Origin of the sequence: Bailinhaonella thermotolerans (assembly GCF_003594875.1) — a bacterium.
Lineage (GTDB): Bacteria > Actinomycetota > Actinomycetes > Streptosporangiales > Streptosporangiaceae > Bailinhaonella > Bailinhaonella thermotolerans.
Genome location: NZ_QZEY01000015.1, coordinates 68,843 through 85,038 on the forward strand (window position 1 = coordinate 68,843; position 16,196 = coordinate 85,038).

The window sequence follows — 16,196 nt, forward strand, 5'->3', positions numbered from 1 at the left end:
GCCGACACGGCGCTTACCGGGCGAACGACACAGAAGCGGGCGGGGTCTCCAGTCTCACGGAGTCCCGCCTGTTCTCGTTGACGCTGGTCAGCCATGGACCAGGTGTGGAGCGGATCCCGCGCGGCCGTCCTGAGGGGGACTCTGCTCCGAGTTCCTTCCGGAGGAGTGGAGCGGCCCGCGGCGTGACGGTCGTCGCGGGTCTACACCCGAAGCTCTGTTCGGCTCTTCCATCGATGGCACTACTATGCTTGTGCGGAAGCAAACAATCGGCACGCCTGGTAATGCGCCTTGAGAGGGATGGCGGCCGACGCGGGTGACCCGACGGCCTCGACGGACGGTAGTGGAGTGAACGCGGTCTCGGAGCATCTCGGACTTCAGGGCTCCAGGCGGCGGCCGTCTGAACGGGCGGCCCCGGTGCGGGTTCTGCTGGTCGAGGACGACGCCGGCGACGCCCTCCTCGTGGAGGAGCTGCTGGCCGACAGCGGCCTGGTGACGGAGTTGCGCTGGGTGACCACGCTCGGTGAGGCCACGAAGGCGGTGGGCGACTTCCCGGCGCAGTGCGTGCTGCTGGACCTCCATCTCCCCGACGCGCAGGGCCTGCCCGCCCTGGACCAGGTGCTGTCGTCCGCGCCTGAGGCCGCCGTGGTGGTGCTGACCGGATGGGCCGAGCAGGAGGCGGGGCTGGCCGCCGTCGCCGCCGGAGCCCAGGACTACCTGATCAAGGGCCAGGTCGAGCCCGATCTCTTCGGCCGCGCCATCCGCTACGCCGTACACCGCAAGCAGGCCGAGCGGACCGCGGCCGCGTTGCAGGCCGAGCGGATCCGATCCCAGGAGAACGCCCGCCTGGAGCGGGGCCTGCTGCCGGTCCCGCTGCTGTCGAAGGCGCCCATGGCGGTGGCGTCCCGGGCCCGTCCCGGACGGGCGTCCTCACTCCTCGGGGGTGACTTCTTCGACGTCGTCGAGGCCGACGACGGCACGGTGCACGCGGTCATCGGCGACGTGTGCGGGCACGGCCCGAACGAGGCGGCGCTGGGCGTGTGCCTGCGCATCGCCTGGCGGACGCTGGTGCTGAGCGGGCTGAGCCGGCAGAGACTGATGGAACAGCTCGACCGCATCCTGCGGGCCGAGCGGTCCTCGCCCGAGATCTTCGCCACCGTGTGCACGATCGAGCTGCCGCCGGACCGGCACACCGTGCGGGTGCTGCGGGCGGGCCATCCCGGGGTGCTGGTGCACACACCCGCCACGGTCGAGCTGTACGAGCCGGACCCGGGACTGGCGCTGGGACTGCCCTTCGAGGACGAGCGGTGGCCGCAGAGCGAACTCGCCCTGCCCCAGGACGCGGCGCTGGTGCTGTTCACGGACGGGCTCTTCGAGGGCCGGCTGTCGGCAGGCGGCCGGCAGCGGCTCGGAGAGCGGGGGCTGGTCGCGCTGGCGCGGGAGTGCGCGCACCTGTCGGGCGAGCGGTTCGTCGACGCGCTGCTGGCCAAGGTGGACGCGGCGACCGCGGAGGGCGGCGGGCTCACCGACGACGTCGCCGTGATGCATCTGAAGTGGAGCGAGGAGTGATGACGGACTCTGTCGTCGACGAGCCGGCGGCCCCGCGGGCGGGCGGCGAACCGGCGACGGGGCGGCGTGGACTCACCGTGCAGGGCCGGGTGAACCTGCTGCTGGCCGGGATGGTCGCCCTGGTGCTGGTGTTCGCCGCGGTCGGGGGCTCGCTGCTGTCCCGGACGGCGGCCATCTCCAACGATCTGGTGGACCGCGTCTCTCCCGCCCGGTCCGCCGTGGCCCGCCTGCAGGCCGCGCTGCTCGACCAGGAAGTGGGCGTGCGCGGCTACCTGCTGACCGGGAACCGGCAGTTCCTCGAGCCCTACGCCCGCGGGCAGGCCGCCGAACGGACCGAGTCCGGCAACGTCCTCGCGCTGATGGGTGACCGTTCCGTCCAGGCCGCCGACGTGGCGGCGGTACGGCAGGCCGCGGCCGCCTGGCGCAGCGGCTACGCGGAGCCGGCGATCGCGGCCGTCCAGGCGGGCAGGCCGGGTGACGCCCCCAGGACCGAGAGCGGCAAGCAGGCGTTCGACCGGATCCGGGGGCTGCTGGCCGGCCAGAGCGCCCACATCGACCAGGTACGGGCGGACGCCCGGGCCGAGCTCGACCGTATCCGCGCCCAGCGAAACTGGGCGTTCGCCGCGATGCTGGCCGCGTTCCTGGTCGCCGGCCTGGCGATCGCCCTCCTGTTCCACCGCTCGGTCGGCCGTCCGCTCCAGGCCCTGTGCGCGGCCTCCCGGCAGGTCGCCTCGGGAGACTTCCACCACCGGATCCCGGCCCAGGGGCCGTCCGACATCCGCCAGGTCGCCGAGGACGTGGACGCGATGCGCCGGCGCATCGTGCACGCCCTGGCGGAGGCGGAGAAGGCACGGGAGATCCTGACCAAGCAGGCCGCCGACCTGGACCTCCACGCGGCCGAGCTGCGCCGCTCGAACGCCGAGCTGGAGCAGTTCGCCTACGTCGCCTCCCACGACCTGCAGGAACCGCTGCGCAAGGTCGCCTCGTTCTGCCAGATGCTGGAGAAGCGCTACGCCGACAAGCTCGACGACCGCGCCCGGCAGTACATCGGCTTCGCCGTCGACGGGGCCAAGCGGATGCAGGTGCTGATCAACGACCTGCTCACCTTCTCGCGCGTCGGCCGCCTCAACGACGTCAGCGAGCCGGTATCCCTGGCCACGGCGCTGCGGGCCGCGCAGTCCAACCTCGCGCCCAGCATCGAGGAGTCGGAGGCCCGCGTCGAGGTCCCCGACGACCTGCCGCAGGTGATGGCCGACCCGACGCTGCTGATCATGCTGTGGCAGAACCTCATCGGCAACTCGATCAAGTTCCGCCATCCCGACCGGCTCCCGGTGGTCCGTGTCGAATGCGCTCGCGAGTCCGACGGCGCCTGGCGGCTGTGCGTCACCGACAACGGCATCGGCATCCCGGCCGAGTTCTCCGACAAGGTCTTCGTCATCTTCCAGCGCCTGCACAGCCGTGATGCCTATGGTGGCACCGGCATCGGCCTGGCGCTGTGCAAGAAGATCGTCGAGTACTACGGGGGCCGGATCTGGCTCGACACCGACCGCGCCGAAGGCGCCCGCATCTGCTTCACCCTGCCCGCGATCCCGCCCGACCCGGCGGGGGCGCCCGATGACGAGGCCCGCGAGCCCCACGTCCCGACCCCGGAAGGAAGTCCCGCATGACCACCCCGGCCCGCCCCATCGAGGTGCTCCTGGTCGAGGACGACCCCGGCGACGAGATGATCACCAGGGAGGCCTTCGAGGACAACAAGATCGGCAACACCCTGCACGTCGTCCGCGACGGCCTGGAGGCGCTGGACTTCCTCTACCGCCGCGGGGACTACGCCCAGGCGCCCACGCCGGATCTGATCCTCCTCGACCTGAACCTGCCCAAGTACGACGGCCGCCAGGTGCTGGAGCAGATCAAATCCGATTCCGAGCTGGCGCACATCCCCGTCGTCGTGCTGACCACCTCCGCCGCCGAGGAGGACATCCTGCGCAGCTACAAGCTGCACGCCAACGCCTACGTCACCAAGCCCGTGGACCTCGACCAGTTCCTGTCCGTCATCCGGCAGATCGACGAATTCTTCGTCACCGTGGTCAAACTCCCCATGAGGCCCTAAGAGCGCCCCCCGGCGCGGGTCCCCGTTCTGTCCGAGACCGCCCGCCGGCCCGCGGAGTTCGTTCCGCGAGCCGGCCTTGCTCATGCCGTACGGCTCCGCCGCGCCGGCCCGGCCGCCACCTCGGCCCGTGCCAAGCGGCGGTCAGGCATCGGGGAGGTGCCCGGCGGCCAGGGCCTGGGGGGCCACGGTGGTGATGAAGTCGGTGGGATAGCCGGGGGTGAAGGCGATCGCCTCGTCGAGGCGGCGGACCGCGTCGGCGGGGAGGGTGACTTCGGTCGCGGCCAGGTTCTCCTTGAGCTGGGTGGCGGTCCGGGCGCCGAGGATGGGGTGGACCGAGCGGGATCTGGCCATGGTCCAGGCGATGGCGACCTGGGCTGGGGTGGCTCCGAGTTCGCCGGCCACCTCGCGGACCGCGTCCGCGGCGGCCCGCTCCCGGGGGCCGGCGGAGCCGGGGGACAGGCGGCTGCCCGGCTCGGGGGGCTCGGGGCGGGTGTACTTGCCGGACAGGAGGCCGCCGGCCAGGGGGCTCCAGGCGGCCACGGTCAGGCCCAGGGTCTCGGCCATCGGGAGCAGTTCCCGCTCGATGTCGCGGTTCAGCACGTTGTACGGCACCTGCAGGGCGGCGAAGGGAGTCCACCCGCGCCAGGCCGCGAGGGTGTTGGCGTGGGAGACCACCCAGGCGGGCGTGTTCGAGACGCCGACGTAGAGGATCTTCCCGGCGCGGACGGCGTCGTCGAGCGCCCGCATCGTCTCCTCGACCGGGGTGTGGCGGTCCCACAGGGCCACCCAGTAGAGGTCGATGTGGTCGGTGCGGAGCCGCCGCAGGCTGGTCTCCAGTGAGGCGATGAGGTTCTTGCGGTGGTTGCCGCCCGCGTTGGGGTCGCCGGGGTCGCGCGAGGGGGTGTACTTGGTCGAGACGACGAAGCGGTCGCGCCGGCCGTGCAGCAGCTCGCCCAGGATGCTCTCGCTCTCGCCCTCGCGGTAGAAGACCGCGGTGTCGACCACGTTGCCGCCCGCCTCGGCGTACACGTCGAGCATCCGGCGGCACTCCTCGGGCGGCGCGCCCGCCCGCCCCCGCTCGCCGAAGGTCATGGCGCCGAGGAACAGGTCGGAAACGCGCAGCCCGGTGTTGCCCAGGAGCCGGTATCGCATGACTCTCCTCCAGGGGGTCGCCGGCGCGGAGGGTCTCCGGATGCCCGGGGTCCCCGGCCAGATGTCAGGTCACAGGGGATCGGCCGGGGCCGGGCCGCCATTCAGCCCCGACATGACGACCGCGACGAGCCGGCGGAGCGCCTCCCGCGAGGTGAGCTCGGTGGCGGCGGTGAGCGCGGCCAGGCAGTACGCCGCGAGCTCGGAGGGCGGGACGTCGCCGCGCAGGCCGCCGTCGCGGGCGCCCTCCGCGATCAGGTCCCCGATCAGGGTGGCCAGCTCGCGGTGCGCCCGGAGGGCGTGGTCGCCGCGGTGCAGGAGCGCGACCAGCTCGCCCCGGTGGTGTTCGTGGGAGATGCCGGCGTACGTCAGGAGCACGGCTTCGAGCCGTTCGGCCGCGGACCCGGGCCGTTCGGCGATGGCGGTCAGCCGTTCGAGATTGCGCGCCATCTCGCGCGCGTGCCAGGCGGTGAGGACGGCCTCGACGTCGGGGAAGTACTTGTAGAGCGTGGCGCGGCCGATCCCGGCGCGCTCGGCGACGCGGGACATGGTCACCGACAGCAGCCCGTCCTCCGTCACCAGATGGGCGACGGCGTCGAGGGTGGCGTCGCGCACCGCCTGCCGGTGCGCGTCCACGGTGTCCTTCCAGAGCCTCGGCATGCGGTCAGGCTACCGGCGGCCCCGTCACCCGGGCCTCCGACCAGTCCACGGTGAGGCCGTCCCGCCGTCCGAACCGTTCCAGGTGCACCGCGACGAGTGTTCGCATGCGGTCGAGCGTGCCCGGCTGGTCGGCTCGCAGCGTCAGGAGAAGCGCGTCCTGCGTCGCGGTGAGGTGGCAGGAACCCCCGTCGGGGAACTCGATGACGCCGTCGGGCGGCGTCCACTCGGTCCTGACGCGGTGGCCCATGTGGCCGCAGAGCTGCTTGGCGTAGCGGGCGCCGGATGGCGTGGGGACCCGGGCCTCGGATGTCAGCATGACGATCCTTCCTCCGTGGGCGGCTTCGCGTAACCGATTTTGCAATACTCCGTGTATATGTTCAAGACACAGTGTCTCGAACCTTCCGGCCCGACGCGCCCCCCGCGCGTCGTCCGCTTCGCCGGCCTGCTCAAGAGCGCCCCCCGCCGCCGTCTGACCCCCCACACGCCTCCGCGAACCCACCTCCGCGAACCCACCGCCGCCGCCATCGCGGGCGCCGGTTCCGCCGACGCCGCCCACGGCTCCCGCTGGACGGCCGCCCGGGGGAACGGCTCGCGGGGGTTTCCGTGGGCCGGCGGGATTCGTCGTCGGGCGGCTCGCGGCGGCCGTACGGCTCGCGCGTTCGGGCGGCTCGCGTGGCCGTACGGCTCGCGTGGTCGGGCGGCGGGGTCAGGGGTGGAGGACGTGCTTCACGAGGGTGTCGACGAAGGCGGCCGGCTGGTCGTACATGGAGCGGTGGCCGGCGCCGGGGAGGATGAGGTGGCGCTTCACGGGGGCGGAGAGCCTGCCGTACCAGTCCTCCATGAGGGCGAGGCGCGCGGGCACCTCGGCGGCGCCGTCCACGAAGTACGCGGGGACGGCGAGCCGGGGGACGCGCTGCCGCAGGTCCACGTCGCGGGCGCGGGGATAGTAGACGTCGTAGGCGTCGAGGAAGCCCGCGAACAGGCGCATCTTTTCCAGCAGGGAGTACTCCGGGGCCGCCAGGCTCTCGTCGAGGCCGCCCTGGGTGGTCGGCTCGTGGCCCGGGGGTGCGTAGACGCGCGGCTCGGCGAGGAGCATGGGCTCGTAGCCGTGGATCGAGTCGTACGGCGGCGGCCCCGCGGCCCGCAGGGCGGCGTCGAGCGCGGCGTCGTGCTTCCTCGCCCAGGCGAGGGTGTCGGTGTACTGCACCCGGTCGGCCGCCCCGGTGTTGACCGCCTGGCCGACGCCGATGTACGCGTGGAACAGGTCCGGCCGGCGCTGGACCGCGAGTACGGCGGGCAGCGTGCCGCCGGAGTGGGCCAGCAGGTAGACGCGGTCCCGGCGGAACCGGGTCCTGAGGTGATTCGCGGCGGCGAGGGCGTCGGCCGTCTCGCTCTCCGGGGTGAACGTGCCGGTCGGCTCGATCGCCGCCTGGGAGGCGCCGCCGCCGCGCCGGTCGAGGGTGGCGACGACGAAGTGGCGCTCCAGCCCCGACAGCCGCGCGCGTACGGCGCCGCGCTCGGACGCCCCGGGAGCCCCGGGCACGAACAGCAGGACGGGGTTCGACGTGTCGGCCCCGCGGATCATCAGCCCGAGCCGGCGCCCGCCGCTCTCGACGGTCGTCAGCTCGGCCACGCCCCGCCCGCCCGCCACCGGCGCCGTGGAGGCGGGGGCGGCGACCCCGGCCGCGAGCAGGACGACGACCGCAGCGAGCAGGCCGATCACGGTCCGGCCGAGGTAGCGGCGGATCCGGCCTTCGCGGGGCGGCGCGCCGTCCGCCCGGGCCGAACGGCGGGCGAGGCCCGCGCCGTACGCCGCGCCCACGAACATCGGCAGCAGCCCGAGCAGGCCGTGCGCGCCGCGCCCTGAGACGAGGGCGAGCACGCCGAACACTCCGAGCCTGGGCAGGTCCACGCTCGGCCCGGTCGCGCCGATCCGGACGAGTTCGAAGACGACCGCGAACAGGACCGGCGCCCCGAGCATCGCCCAGCGAGTCCGGGCGAGGTACCCGGCGACGCCGCCGACGGCGAGACCGAGGCCGATCGCGGCCAGCGCCGCCACCGGGGTCAGCGGGCCGCGCGGTGTCACCACTCCGGCGGCCACCCCCCACCCGACGGGGGCGAGACAGGCGGACACGAGCCGGGCGGGCCTACCGCCAAGAGACATGACACTTCTCCTCTCTGTAGCACCTGCTACATGCATGAGAATGTAGCAGGCGCTACAGGGGTGCGACAGACTGCTACGGTGCGGTCATGGACCGTCGTGCCGAGCTCGCCGAGCAGGTGCTCGACTATGTGCTGGAGCACGGCCTGATCGGGTTGTCGCTGCGCCCGCTCGCCGCGGCGCTGCACACGAGCGACCGCATGCTGCTCTACCACTTCGGCAGCAAGGAACGGCTCGTCGGCGAGGCCCTGGCGCTCGCGCAGCGGCGGCTGGCCGCCTCGGTCGCGCCCCCGGGGCCCGACGTGCGCACCGTCGGGCAGCTCGTCCGGCACCTGTGGGCCGAGCTCCAGAGCCCGCCCGGCATCCAGGCCACCCGGCTCTACCTCGACCTGTCCGTGCTCGCGACCAAGGAGCCCGCGCGCTGGAGCGGCGCCGTCGAGCGGCTGCGCGGCCCCTGGCGCGGGCCGCTGCGCGACGGCCTCGTCCTCTTCGGCGTCCCGGCGGCCGAGGCGCCCGCGCTCGCCGACCTCATCCTCGGCACGCTCGACGGGCTGTCGCTCGACCGCCTGGTCGCCGAGGACTCCGCCCGCGCCGACGCCGCCCTCACGGCCTTCGCCGACCTGCTCGACGCCCGCCCGCTCCCGGCGGGCGATCACGGGGGCGACCACCGCGAGAACCCCGCCCGCACCTGACCGCCGCCTGGCGCTTGACCGGAGCCGCCCACGCCTGGCCGGAGCCGCCCGCGTCCCGGACGCCGAGGCGTTCGCGCGAGCCGTACGGCCGGGGCGGAGGTGACCGTACGGCGGGACGGTGAGGCCGTACGGCTAGGCGGAGGTGACCGTACGGCGGGGCGGTGAGGACGAGGGACGGCCGGGCGCCCGCTTACGGGGCGCCCGGCCGTGGGGGTGGGGAGGAAGGTCAGGAGGTGGGGAGCTTGACCCAGACCCGGGCGCCCTTCGCGTCCCAGCCGAGGACCTTGACGGTGATCCCGCGGTCGCGGAAGGCGCCGCCCCAGGGGAGGGCGGTGCTGCCCTTCTCGGTCGTCTCGGGGGTGGGGTCGATCTGGAGGGCCTTCTCGTACTTGCCGCCGGGAACGAGGTAGGCGATCACGCCCTGGGCCACGTCCACGTCGGGGGCCTGGCCGCGCCGGCGGTACTCGACGACGAGGCGGTCCGCGGAGCCGGGGATCGCGATGTCGAGGAAGCGGCGGCCGGCGCCGTACAGCGGGGTGATCTCGTGCGTCCCGGTGCGGGTGGGGACGACGCGCTCCGCGGCGGTGTGCCAGCCGAGCCTGACGAGGGCGGGGGCGGAGAGGCCCACGTGGGGGCCGCCGCCGCCCATCACCGACGTCTTGCCGCGGTAACCGGCGTCGGCGCAGCCGGTGAGCTTGCCCGTGGGGCAGGCCCGCGTGGCCTCGTGGCCGAGGCCGAGGTTGTGGCCGATCTCGTGGATCAGGCCGGCGGTGCTGTAGCCCTTCGGCATCCAGCTCGTGCGGCCGTTCACCGTGGCGAGCCCGGCCCAGCCGCAGCCGCCGGCCGGGAACAGGATCGACACGTGCCGGTACCGCGCCGGGTCCAGGCCCTGGGCCTTCATCCGGGCCTCGACCAGCGACGCCATCCTCTTGTGGTCGCAGGAGGCGGGCATGTCGAGGTTCCAGGGGCCCACGACCCGGCCCCGGGCGGAGGGGAACGTCACGCGCCCGCCGGAGACGGTCTTGAAGTAGGTCGCCACGGACGAGCCCGAACCGAAGAAGGCGTCCCGCGCCTTGGCCCGCTCGGCCGCCGGGTCGGCGAACCTCTTGTCGGTGAACCCGACGAGCACGGCGATGACCGGCCGCTCCTCGGGGGCGGCGGCCGCGGGTCGCGCCGGGGCCGCCTGCACGGGGCGGTCGGGGGCAGCGTGGGCGGCGGACGCCGGCGCGGCGACGGGCAGGACGGCGACGGGCAGGGCGGCCAGCGCGGCGACCAGGGACGGGATCCGGCGCTTCACGTGGGGGGCTCCTCGGTGTTCGGATACGCCACGAGACGATAACGAGGAGAATGTCGGATCTGAACATCTTTAAGGATCATTTAAGACGAATACCGACCGATCTTGATCGTTCGGAGTCCTACCGCTCAGGAATCGCCCAGCCTTCCTCGTGCCTGCTCGCGCCTCCGCCCCGCATCTCCGTGCCCGGCCGGCCGCCCCGCGCCCGCTCCGCCTCCGCCCCGCGTCTCCGTCCCCGCCCGGCCGCCCGGCGCCCGCGCGGGTGCTCTGTGCCCTGCCGTGGCCCGCGCCGCGCTCGGGCGGCACTGGCCAGGGTTTTCGTCGAAAGCCGCTATCGGCACGCGACAGGGAAAAAGGTAATTCTCACTATAAAAGAGGGCAAAGAACGTAAAGTGAGCGGGACCTAGCCGCTGATTCCAGGAGTTCCATCCCGTGAACAGGCGTGTCATCGCCGCGATCGTGGCCGGTGCCGTCCTCGGCGGCGTCGCCCCCGCGACCCTCGCCGCGGCCGGGCCGAGTGCCATGGCCGAGACCACCGCGACCCCGGCTCCCCGGCCGGCCCCGGAGGCCGCCCCGGGCGCCGCGCCCTCAGATCCCGCCCCGACCCCGTCGTACGGCCGGGCTCCCGCCACGAGCGAGACCCCGGCAGGGAACGCCCCCGCCACGAGCGAGACCCCGGCAGGGAACGCCGACCCGAGCGGGAGCCCCCCGCCGGAGGGCACGCCGAGCGCCACGCCGAGCGGAACCCCCCTGCCGGAAGGTTCGCCGGGTTCCACGCCGGACCCGGCGCAGGACGCTCCCGTGCTCGCGAACGCCTCCACCCTGCCCACCGCCGTCGAGACCCCCGCCACGGTCGTCCTGCGGGTGAACGCGACGAGCACGAGCCCGGGCGGGATCCAGGCGGTGTCGGTCACCCTGACCAGCCCGGACGAGCCGGCCCGGCGGCTGGAGATGTCGCGGGTGAACGGCACGGTCCACAGCGGGGCGTACCAGGCCGTCACGCAGATCGAGAAGGTGGCGGCCGACACCTCGTTCCAGCCCGTCTTCGAGGCCCTGGACACCAACGGGAAGACCGCGACCGCCGAGGGGACGGCGGTCAAGGTCAAGCGCGGCCCGGCCTACCCGATCACCTCGGTGACCGTGCCGCGTTACGTCACGCTGAGCGAGTACGGCGCGAACGTCCGCGTCGAGGCGCACGTGGAGAACGGCCCGGACCGCGTCCAGCTCACCCGGGACCAGGTCGCGCTGCCCTTCACCCACATCGGCGCCGGGGAGTACCGGCTCATGGTGCCGCTGCCGGTGAACGCGCCCACCGGCCTCCACTCCTACACGATCGAGGCCCTGAACCCCGCCGGAGTGGCCGACGGGACCAGGCCGGTCGAGTTCCACGTCAAGCGCGCGGTGCGGTTCTCCGGGTTCGACGCGGGCCCCGAGCCGGTCGCCAAGGGCCAGAAGCTCACCGCGTCCGGCCACCTGTACGGCCTGAGCCCCGACGGGACCGAGTTCCGCCCGATGGCGTGGCACTACGTGGACATCATGTTCAAGGAGGCGGGCTCCTCGGCGTACACGACCCTCGCCAGGGTCAAGGCGGACGCGCAGGGGAGGTTCTTCGGGGCCTTCTTCGCGGCGTCGGACGGAGACTGGAAGGCCGCCTTCGCCGGCACCGCCTCCTACGCCCAGATGACCTCCCACGCCGACTTCGTGGACGTCAAGTAACAGCGCTCGCACCGCCGCCCCACGCCGGGGCGGTGGTGTGACCGCCCCCACCCCGGCCGGAGCCCATTCCTCATCGCACGGCGGAGGGCCTGCGGCCGGTCACTCGTGGGTCAGGAGGCGACGCCCAAAAGCTTGCCGAGCAGGGCGCCGAGCTGGTCGCGCTCCTCGGGGGTGAGGGTGCCGAAGGTGTCGTCGAGGAAGCCGGGGATCGACGTCCGGGCCTCGGCCAGCCGCCGCCGCCCCGAGTCGGTGATGGTGACGGCGTAGGAGCGCCGGTCGCGCGGGTTGCGCTCCCGCCGCACGAGGCCCGCCCGCTCCAGGTCGTCGCAGACGCTGACCATGACGCTGCGATCGATGCGCAGTTCCTCGCTGAGCGTCTGCTGGGAGCAGGGGCCCACCGCGTCGAGCATCTGGAGCACGAGATGCTGCCCGACCCCGAGCCCTTCCCGCGCGGCGTGCGTGTCCGCGGCGCGGGCCACGGCGGCCGACGCCCGGCACAGCGCGATGTCCAGCCGTTCGGTGACCAGCCGCGGAAAGTACGTCGGACGTGCTTGTTCGGCCGTCTTGCTCATGGTCGCCATGGCCCTCCTCTTCCCTCTGTCGCCAGCCTATCTCAAACCGTCTCTCCATCAATCGTTTGACAGCAGATGATTTGCGGGCCTACGGTCTCAATCGTCTGCCGTCAAACTGTTTGTACTCAGATGGAGTGTGGGACGTGCCGAGAGCCGACGGCCGCGAGAAGGCGGCCCTGATGGTGCTGTGCGCAGCGGTGTTCCTGGATTCGATGGACCTTTCCCTGATGGGGGTGGCCCTGCCCGCGATCGGGCGTGATCTTTCGCTGCCGGAGAGCGTCCTGCAGTGGCTGATGTCCGGGTACGCGGTCGCGTACGGCGGGTTCCTGCTGCTCGGCGGCCGGATCGCGGACCTGTTCGGACGGCGTCGCGTGTTCCTGCTGTCGCTGGCGGTCTTCGCCGTGGCGAGCCTGGCCGGGGGGCTGCTGTCGGCCGGGTGGCCCCTGGTCGTCACCCGGGTGATCAAGGGACTGGCGGCCGCGCTCACCGCGCCGGCGGCGCTGTCGCTCATCACCACCACCTTCGCCGAGGGCCCGCGCCGCAACCGGGCGCTGGGGGTCTACTCGCTGGCCGGGGCGACCGGCTACACCGCCGGGCTGATCGCCTCCGGCCTGCTGACCGAGATCAGCTGGCGGCTGGTGTTCTTCCTGCCGGTGCCGGTCGCGGCGGTGGTGCTGCTGGTGTCGCCGCTGGTGCTGCCGAGCGGTTCCAGCCGCGAGCGCGGGGGATTCGACGGCGCCGGCGCGGTGACGGTCACCGGCGGGGTGCTGCTGCTGGTGTTCGCGCTGACCGAGCGCGCCTGGCCGGCCGGTGTGGTGGCCGTGCTGCTGCTGGCCGCCTTCGTCCTCATCGAACGCCGCAGGCCGGCCCCGCTCGTCCCGCTGGAGGTGTTCAGGTCCGGGACGGTGGGCCCGGCCAACCTCGCCGCGCTGGCCTGGGCCTGCGCCACGATCGGATGGCAGTTCGTCGCCGTCCTCTACCTGCAGCGGGTGCTCGGGCACACCCCGCTGACCACCGGGCTCGGGATCGTCCCGATGGGGCTGGCCATCGTCGTCTCCGCCAACCTGGCCGGCCGGCTGATCGCCCGGTGGGGGCTGGGCCGCGTGGCCTCCGCCGGCATGCTGGTCCAGGGGGCGGGCATCCTGCTGTTCCTCCGGGCCGGGGCCGACGGCGACTACCTCACGGTGCTCCTGCCCGCGCTGGTCGTGCACGGCATCGGCAACGGGCTGTCCTTCCCCAGCCTCAACATCGCCGCGGTCGCCGGCCTGCCCGACGAGCGGCAGGGCCTGGCCTCGGGCCTGGTCACCTCGTCGGTGCAGATCGGCGCCGGAATCGGCGTCGCGGTGCTGGCGGCCGTCATGACCTTGGGGGACACCCCGCTGGCCGGTTACCGGATCGCGTTCCTGACGGCGGGCGGCTTCTCCGTGCTGGGCGCCCTCATCGCCGCGTACGGCCTGCGCCGGCGCCGCCCCGCGCCGCTGCCCACCGCCTGAGACGTCCTGGGACGTCCTGAGACGTCCTGAGACGCCCGCCCCTGAGAGCTCCCCCCGAGAACCGGGACCCCGACCCGGAACCCCGACCCGGGACCTGACCACCCTGGATGGAGATCGTCATGACGCTGGACCTCACCCCCGACGAACTGCTGAGCACGACCCGCGCGGTGCGCAAGCGGCTGGACCTCACCCGGCCGGTGCCCCGCGAGCTGATCGAGGAATGCGTGGACCTGGCCGTGCAGGCGCCGACCGGGCGCAACCGGCAGCGCTGGCACTTCCTCGTCGTCACCGAGCCCGAGCAGCGGCGGAAGGTGGCCGACATCTTCCTGCGAGCCCTGAGCCGGGGCGGCGGGCAGCCGCTGACCGAACGCGACGTGTGGCGGATGAACTACCACCGCGGCTCCACCGAGCGGGTCTTCGACGGCCTTCGGCACCTGGCCGAGAACATCCACCGGGTGCCCGCGTTCGTCATCCCCGGTGTGGAGGGGCGCACCGACCGGGCGCCGGTGACCGAGCAGGCGGGGGCGTGGGGCTCGATCCTGCCCGCGGTGTGGAGCTTCATGCTGGCGGCCCGGGCGCGTGGGCTGGGCACGGTGTGGACCACCGCGCAGGCTCCGCTCGAACGCGAGCTGGCCGGTGTGCTCGGCGTGCCGTACGACGAGGTCATGCTGGCGGCGTTCATCCCGCTGGCCTTCACCATCGGCACCGACTTCAAGCCCGCGCCCCGTATCCCGCGCGAGGAGGTCCTGCACTGGGACCGGTGGTGAACGCGCCCGCCAGGCCGTACCGGCGCATCCGGGTGGCCTGGCGGTCCCGCCGGGGGCCGTCAGCGGGGAGGCGGGAGGGGGAGGGAGTGGCCGCGGGGGAGGGTGCGGATCCCGGCGGCGAGGCCCTGGTCCTCGGCGCGGGCCAGGAAGTCGCGGAGGGGGGACTTGAAGACGGTGTAGTCGTCGTGGTGGATGGGGACGGTGTGGCGGGGCGCGACGGCGCGCAGCCACTCGGTGCCCTGGACGGCGTCCATGGTGACGGTGAGGAGGCCGAGCAGGCGGGTCCCGCCGAGGTGGACCAGGGCCAGGTCGATGTGGGGGTAGCGCTCGGCTATCCGCCGGACCCCGTCGTACATCAGGGTGTCCCCGCTGACGTAGACGCGCAGGTCCACGTGGCCGGAGGTGTCGCCGAACTCCAGCATGCTCCCCATGACCGGGGGGAGGAGGCGGCGGGCGGGGCCGGGCGCGTGCCGGCCGGGGAGCGCGGTGACGCGCAGCACGCGGTCCCCGGTGGACAGCACGTGCTGCGACCAGGTGGGCAGCCCCCGCGTGCGGGTGAACCCCTGCCTGTGGATCCGCCGCGCGGCCCGCGGCGTCGTCACCACCGGCACCTCGGGGTCGAGCCCGCGGCGCGCCACCCGATCCCAGTGATCGCCGTGCAGGTGGGACAGCACGACCACGTCGAGGGGAGGCAGCTCGTCCACCCGGACGGCCGGATCCACCAGCCGCCGCGACGTCAGCCCGTACCCCAGATAGGCCCGCTGCCCACGCCGCAGGAAGTTCGGATCGGTGAGCACCGTGAACCCCCCGTACCGCAGCACGGTGGTCGCGTTCCCCACGAAGAAGAGAGACCCGTCCTCGACCACGCCATCACCTCCGCCCCGCCCCTACCCGCCCGCGCCCGCCCGACTCCGGCGCGCCCCGCCGTACGGCGTCGCGCCAGGGAGCCGGGCGGGCGGCGCCGTACGGCGGGGCGCGGCTGGTCAGGTCGGGTCAGGTCAGGAGGGCGTCGATGTCACGGTGGAGGGTGTCGCGGGCGGCCGGGCCCAGGGCCGCCGCGAGGGTGGTCAGGAGGGCCTCGAAGGGGTCGTGGCGGGGAAGGGCGCCGAGGGCCCGGGCCAGGCTCTCCACGGTCCAGGGGGCGTCGTCCCCGGTCACCCGCTCGGCGGCGGTCCAGCCCTGGTTCCGGGTCACGGTGGTGCCGCGCACGGAGAAGACCTGGCCGGTGAAGGGGCAGTCCGGGGAGGCCAGGTAGGCGGCCACGGGGGCGATCGCGCGGGGGTGCAGGGGGTCGTGGGCTCCGTCGGCGGGGGCGGGGGGCATGCCGGGGACGTCCCGCGTGAGGCGGGTGCGGACCATCGAGGGGGAGACCGCGTTGACGCGGACGCCCCAGCCGCGCAGTTCGAGGGCGTGGACCACGGTCATGGCCGCGACGCCGGCGTTGGCGGCGGCATAGCCGGTCTGGGCCGGGAGCGGGTTGAGCAGGCCCGACCCGGAGGTGGTGTTGACGATGGCCCGGTCCACGCGATCTCCGGCGGCGCGCCGCTCGCGCCAGTGCCTGGCGGCCCAGTGGCTGACCGCGAACGTGCCCTTCAGCTTGACCCCGACGACCTCGTCGAAGTCGGACTCGGCGAGCTTCGGCAGGGCGCGGTTGCGTTCCACGGCGGCGTTGTTGACGACGATGTGCAGGTCGCCGAAGGCCTCCACGGCGGTCTCCACCATCTGGCGGGCGTCCTCCCAGCGGGCGACGCTGCCGGTGTCGGCCACCGCCCGGCCGCCCGCCCGCACGATCTCCTCGGCGACCGCCGCCGCCACGCCCCGGTCGCCGCCGCTGCCGTCGGGCTCGACCCCCGGGTCGTTCACGACGACCCGCGCGCCCTCGGCGGCGAAGAACAGCGCCTCCTCGCGCCCGATGCCCCGGCCCGCGCCGGTGATGAGGGCGACCTTCCCGTCCAGGCTTCCCATGCCAGAACCCCTTCGATTCATTGAATGCATTGCTTCACTGAATGAAGTTATACA

At 73.6% G+C, this 16,196-nt stretch carries 15 protein-coding genes; 7 read left to right on the forward strand and 8 right to left on the reverse strand.

What is annotated here, in order from left to right; genetic code table 11:
• Positions 1-414: 414 nt before the first annotated feature.
• From D5H75_RS29470 to D5H75_RS29480, 3 genes are read left to right on the forward strand one after another with little or no spacing between them, the layout of a single operon-like run.
• Entirely contained in the window at positions 415-1,566 is a 1,152-nt protein-coding gene (locus tag D5H75_RS29470) for a PP2C family protein-serine/threonine phosphatase (RefSeq protein ID WP_242454601.1), read from the forward strand.
• Positions 1,566-3,233 (forward strand): sensor histidine kinase, encoded by a 1,668-nt coding sequence (locus D5H75_RS29475; protein ID WP_119929828.1) that lies wholly within the window; start codon positions 1,566-1,568, stop codon positions 3,231-3,233. Before D5H75_RS29470 ends, D5H75_RS29475 begins: the two co-directional genes overlap by 1 nt.
• Entirely contained in the window at positions 3,230-3,673 is a 444-nt protein-coding gene (locus tag D5H75_RS29480; protein ID WP_119929829.1) for a response regulator, read from the forward strand. The genes D5H75_RS29475 and D5H75_RS29480 overlap by 4 nt, the downstream gene beginning before the upstream one ends.
• Positions 3,674-3,814: 141 nt before the next feature.
• Here the strand turns inward: D5H75_RS29480 and D5H75_RS29485 are convergent, their stop codons facing one another.
• From D5H75_RS29485 to D5H75_RS29500, 4 genes are all read right to left on the reverse strand, one after another.
• Positions 3,815-4,825, reverse strand: a complete 1,011-nt coding sequence (locus D5H75_RS29485; RefSeq protein ID WP_119929830.1) for an aldo/keto reductase — start codon at positions 4,823-4,825, stop codon at positions 3,815-3,817.
• Positions 4,826-4,894: 69 nt separating this feature from the next.
• Positions 4,895-5,482, reverse strand: a complete 588-nt coding sequence (locus D5H75_RS29490) for a TetR/AcrR family transcriptional regulator (protein ID WP_119929831.1) — start codon at positions 5,480-5,482, stop codon at positions 4,895-4,897.
• Between the two features lie 4 nt (positions 5,483-5,486).
• A complete protein-coding gene (locus D5H75_RS29495; protein WP_119929832.1) occupies positions 5,487-5,798 on the reverse strand; it encodes a DUF2218 domain-containing protein in 312 nt (103 codons plus the stop codon).
• Positions 5,799-6,188: 390 nt separating this feature from the next.
• Positions 6,189-7,646 carry an alpha/beta fold hydrolase gene (locus tag D5H75_RS29500; RefSeq protein WP_119929833.1) on the reverse strand — a complete coding sequence of 486 codons (1,458 nt, stop codon included), beginning with the start codon at positions 7,644-7,646 and terminating at the stop codon, positions 6,189-6,191.
• Between the two features lie 86 nt (positions 7,647-7,732).
• On the opposite strand from D5H75_RS29500, the gene D5H75_RS43575 reads away from it, so the two are divergent.
• Positions 7,733-8,335: a TetR/AcrR family transcriptional regulator gene (locus D5H75_RS43575; protein WP_119929834.1), complete on the forward strand. Its 603-nt coding sequence runs from the start codon at positions 7,733-7,735 to the stop codon at positions 8,333-8,335.
• Positions 8,336-8,561: 226 nt separating this feature from the next.
• Here the strand turns inward: D5H75_RS43575 and D5H75_RS29510 are convergent, their stop codons facing one another.
• Positions 8,562-9,632: a metallopeptidase domain-containing protein gene (locus D5H75_RS29510; RefSeq protein ID WP_119929835.1), complete on the reverse strand. Its 1,071-nt coding sequence runs from the start codon at positions 9,630-9,632 to the stop codon at positions 8,562-8,564.
• 429 nt (positions 9,633-10,061) lie between these two features.
• On the opposite strand from D5H75_RS29510, the gene D5H75_RS29515 reads away from it, so the two are divergent.
• Complete coding sequence (locus D5H75_RS29515) at positions 10,062-11,345, forward strand: hypothetical protein (protein WP_119929836.1); 1,284 nt, start codon at positions 10,062-10,064, stop codon at positions 11,343-11,345.
• A 110-nt stretch (positions 11,346-11,455) separates the two neighbouring features.
• On the opposite strand, the gene D5H75_RS29520 is transcribed toward D5H75_RS29515, so the two are convergent.
• The gene (locus D5H75_RS29520; protein ID WP_119929837.1) at positions 11,456-11,926 is read right to left on the reverse strand and encodes a MarR family winged helix-turn-helix transcriptional regulator; all 471 of its coding nucleotides are present in this window, start codon (positions 11,924-11,926) and stop codon (positions 11,456-11,458) included.
• Between the two features lie 134 nt (positions 11,927-12,060).
• On the opposite strand from D5H75_RS29520, the gene D5H75_RS29525 reads away from it, so the two are divergent.
• Both D5H75_RS29525 and D5H75_RS29530 read left to right on the forward strand, forming a co-directional pair.
• Positions 12,061-13,410, forward strand: a complete 1,350-nt coding sequence (locus D5H75_RS29525; protein ID WP_202638620.1) for an MFS transporter — start codon at positions 12,061-12,063, stop codon at positions 13,408-13,410.
• 119 nt (positions 13,411-13,529) lie between these two features.
• The gene (locus D5H75_RS29530) at positions 13,530-14,177 is read left to right on the forward strand and encodes a nitroreductase family protein (protein WP_119929953.1); all 648 of its coding nucleotides are present in this window, start codon (positions 13,530-13,532) and stop codon (positions 14,175-14,177) included.
• Between the two features lie 59 nt (positions 14,178-14,236).
• Here the strand turns inward: D5H75_RS29530 and D5H75_RS29535 are convergent, their stop codons facing one another.
• Positions 14,237-15,043 carry an MBL fold metallo-hydrolase gene (locus D5H75_RS29535; RefSeq protein ID WP_119929838.1) on the reverse strand — a complete coding sequence of 269 codons (807 nt, stop codon included), beginning with the start codon at positions 15,041-15,043 and terminating at the stop codon, positions 14,237-14,239.
• 127 nt (positions 15,044-15,170) lie between these two features.
• Positions 15,171-16,142, reverse strand: coding sequence for an SDR family NAD(P)-dependent oxidoreductase (locus D5H75_RS29540; protein ID WP_119929839.1), 972 nt, complete (start codon positions 16,140-16,142; stop codon positions 15,171-15,173).
• Positions 16,143-16,196: the final 54 nt, after the last annotated feature.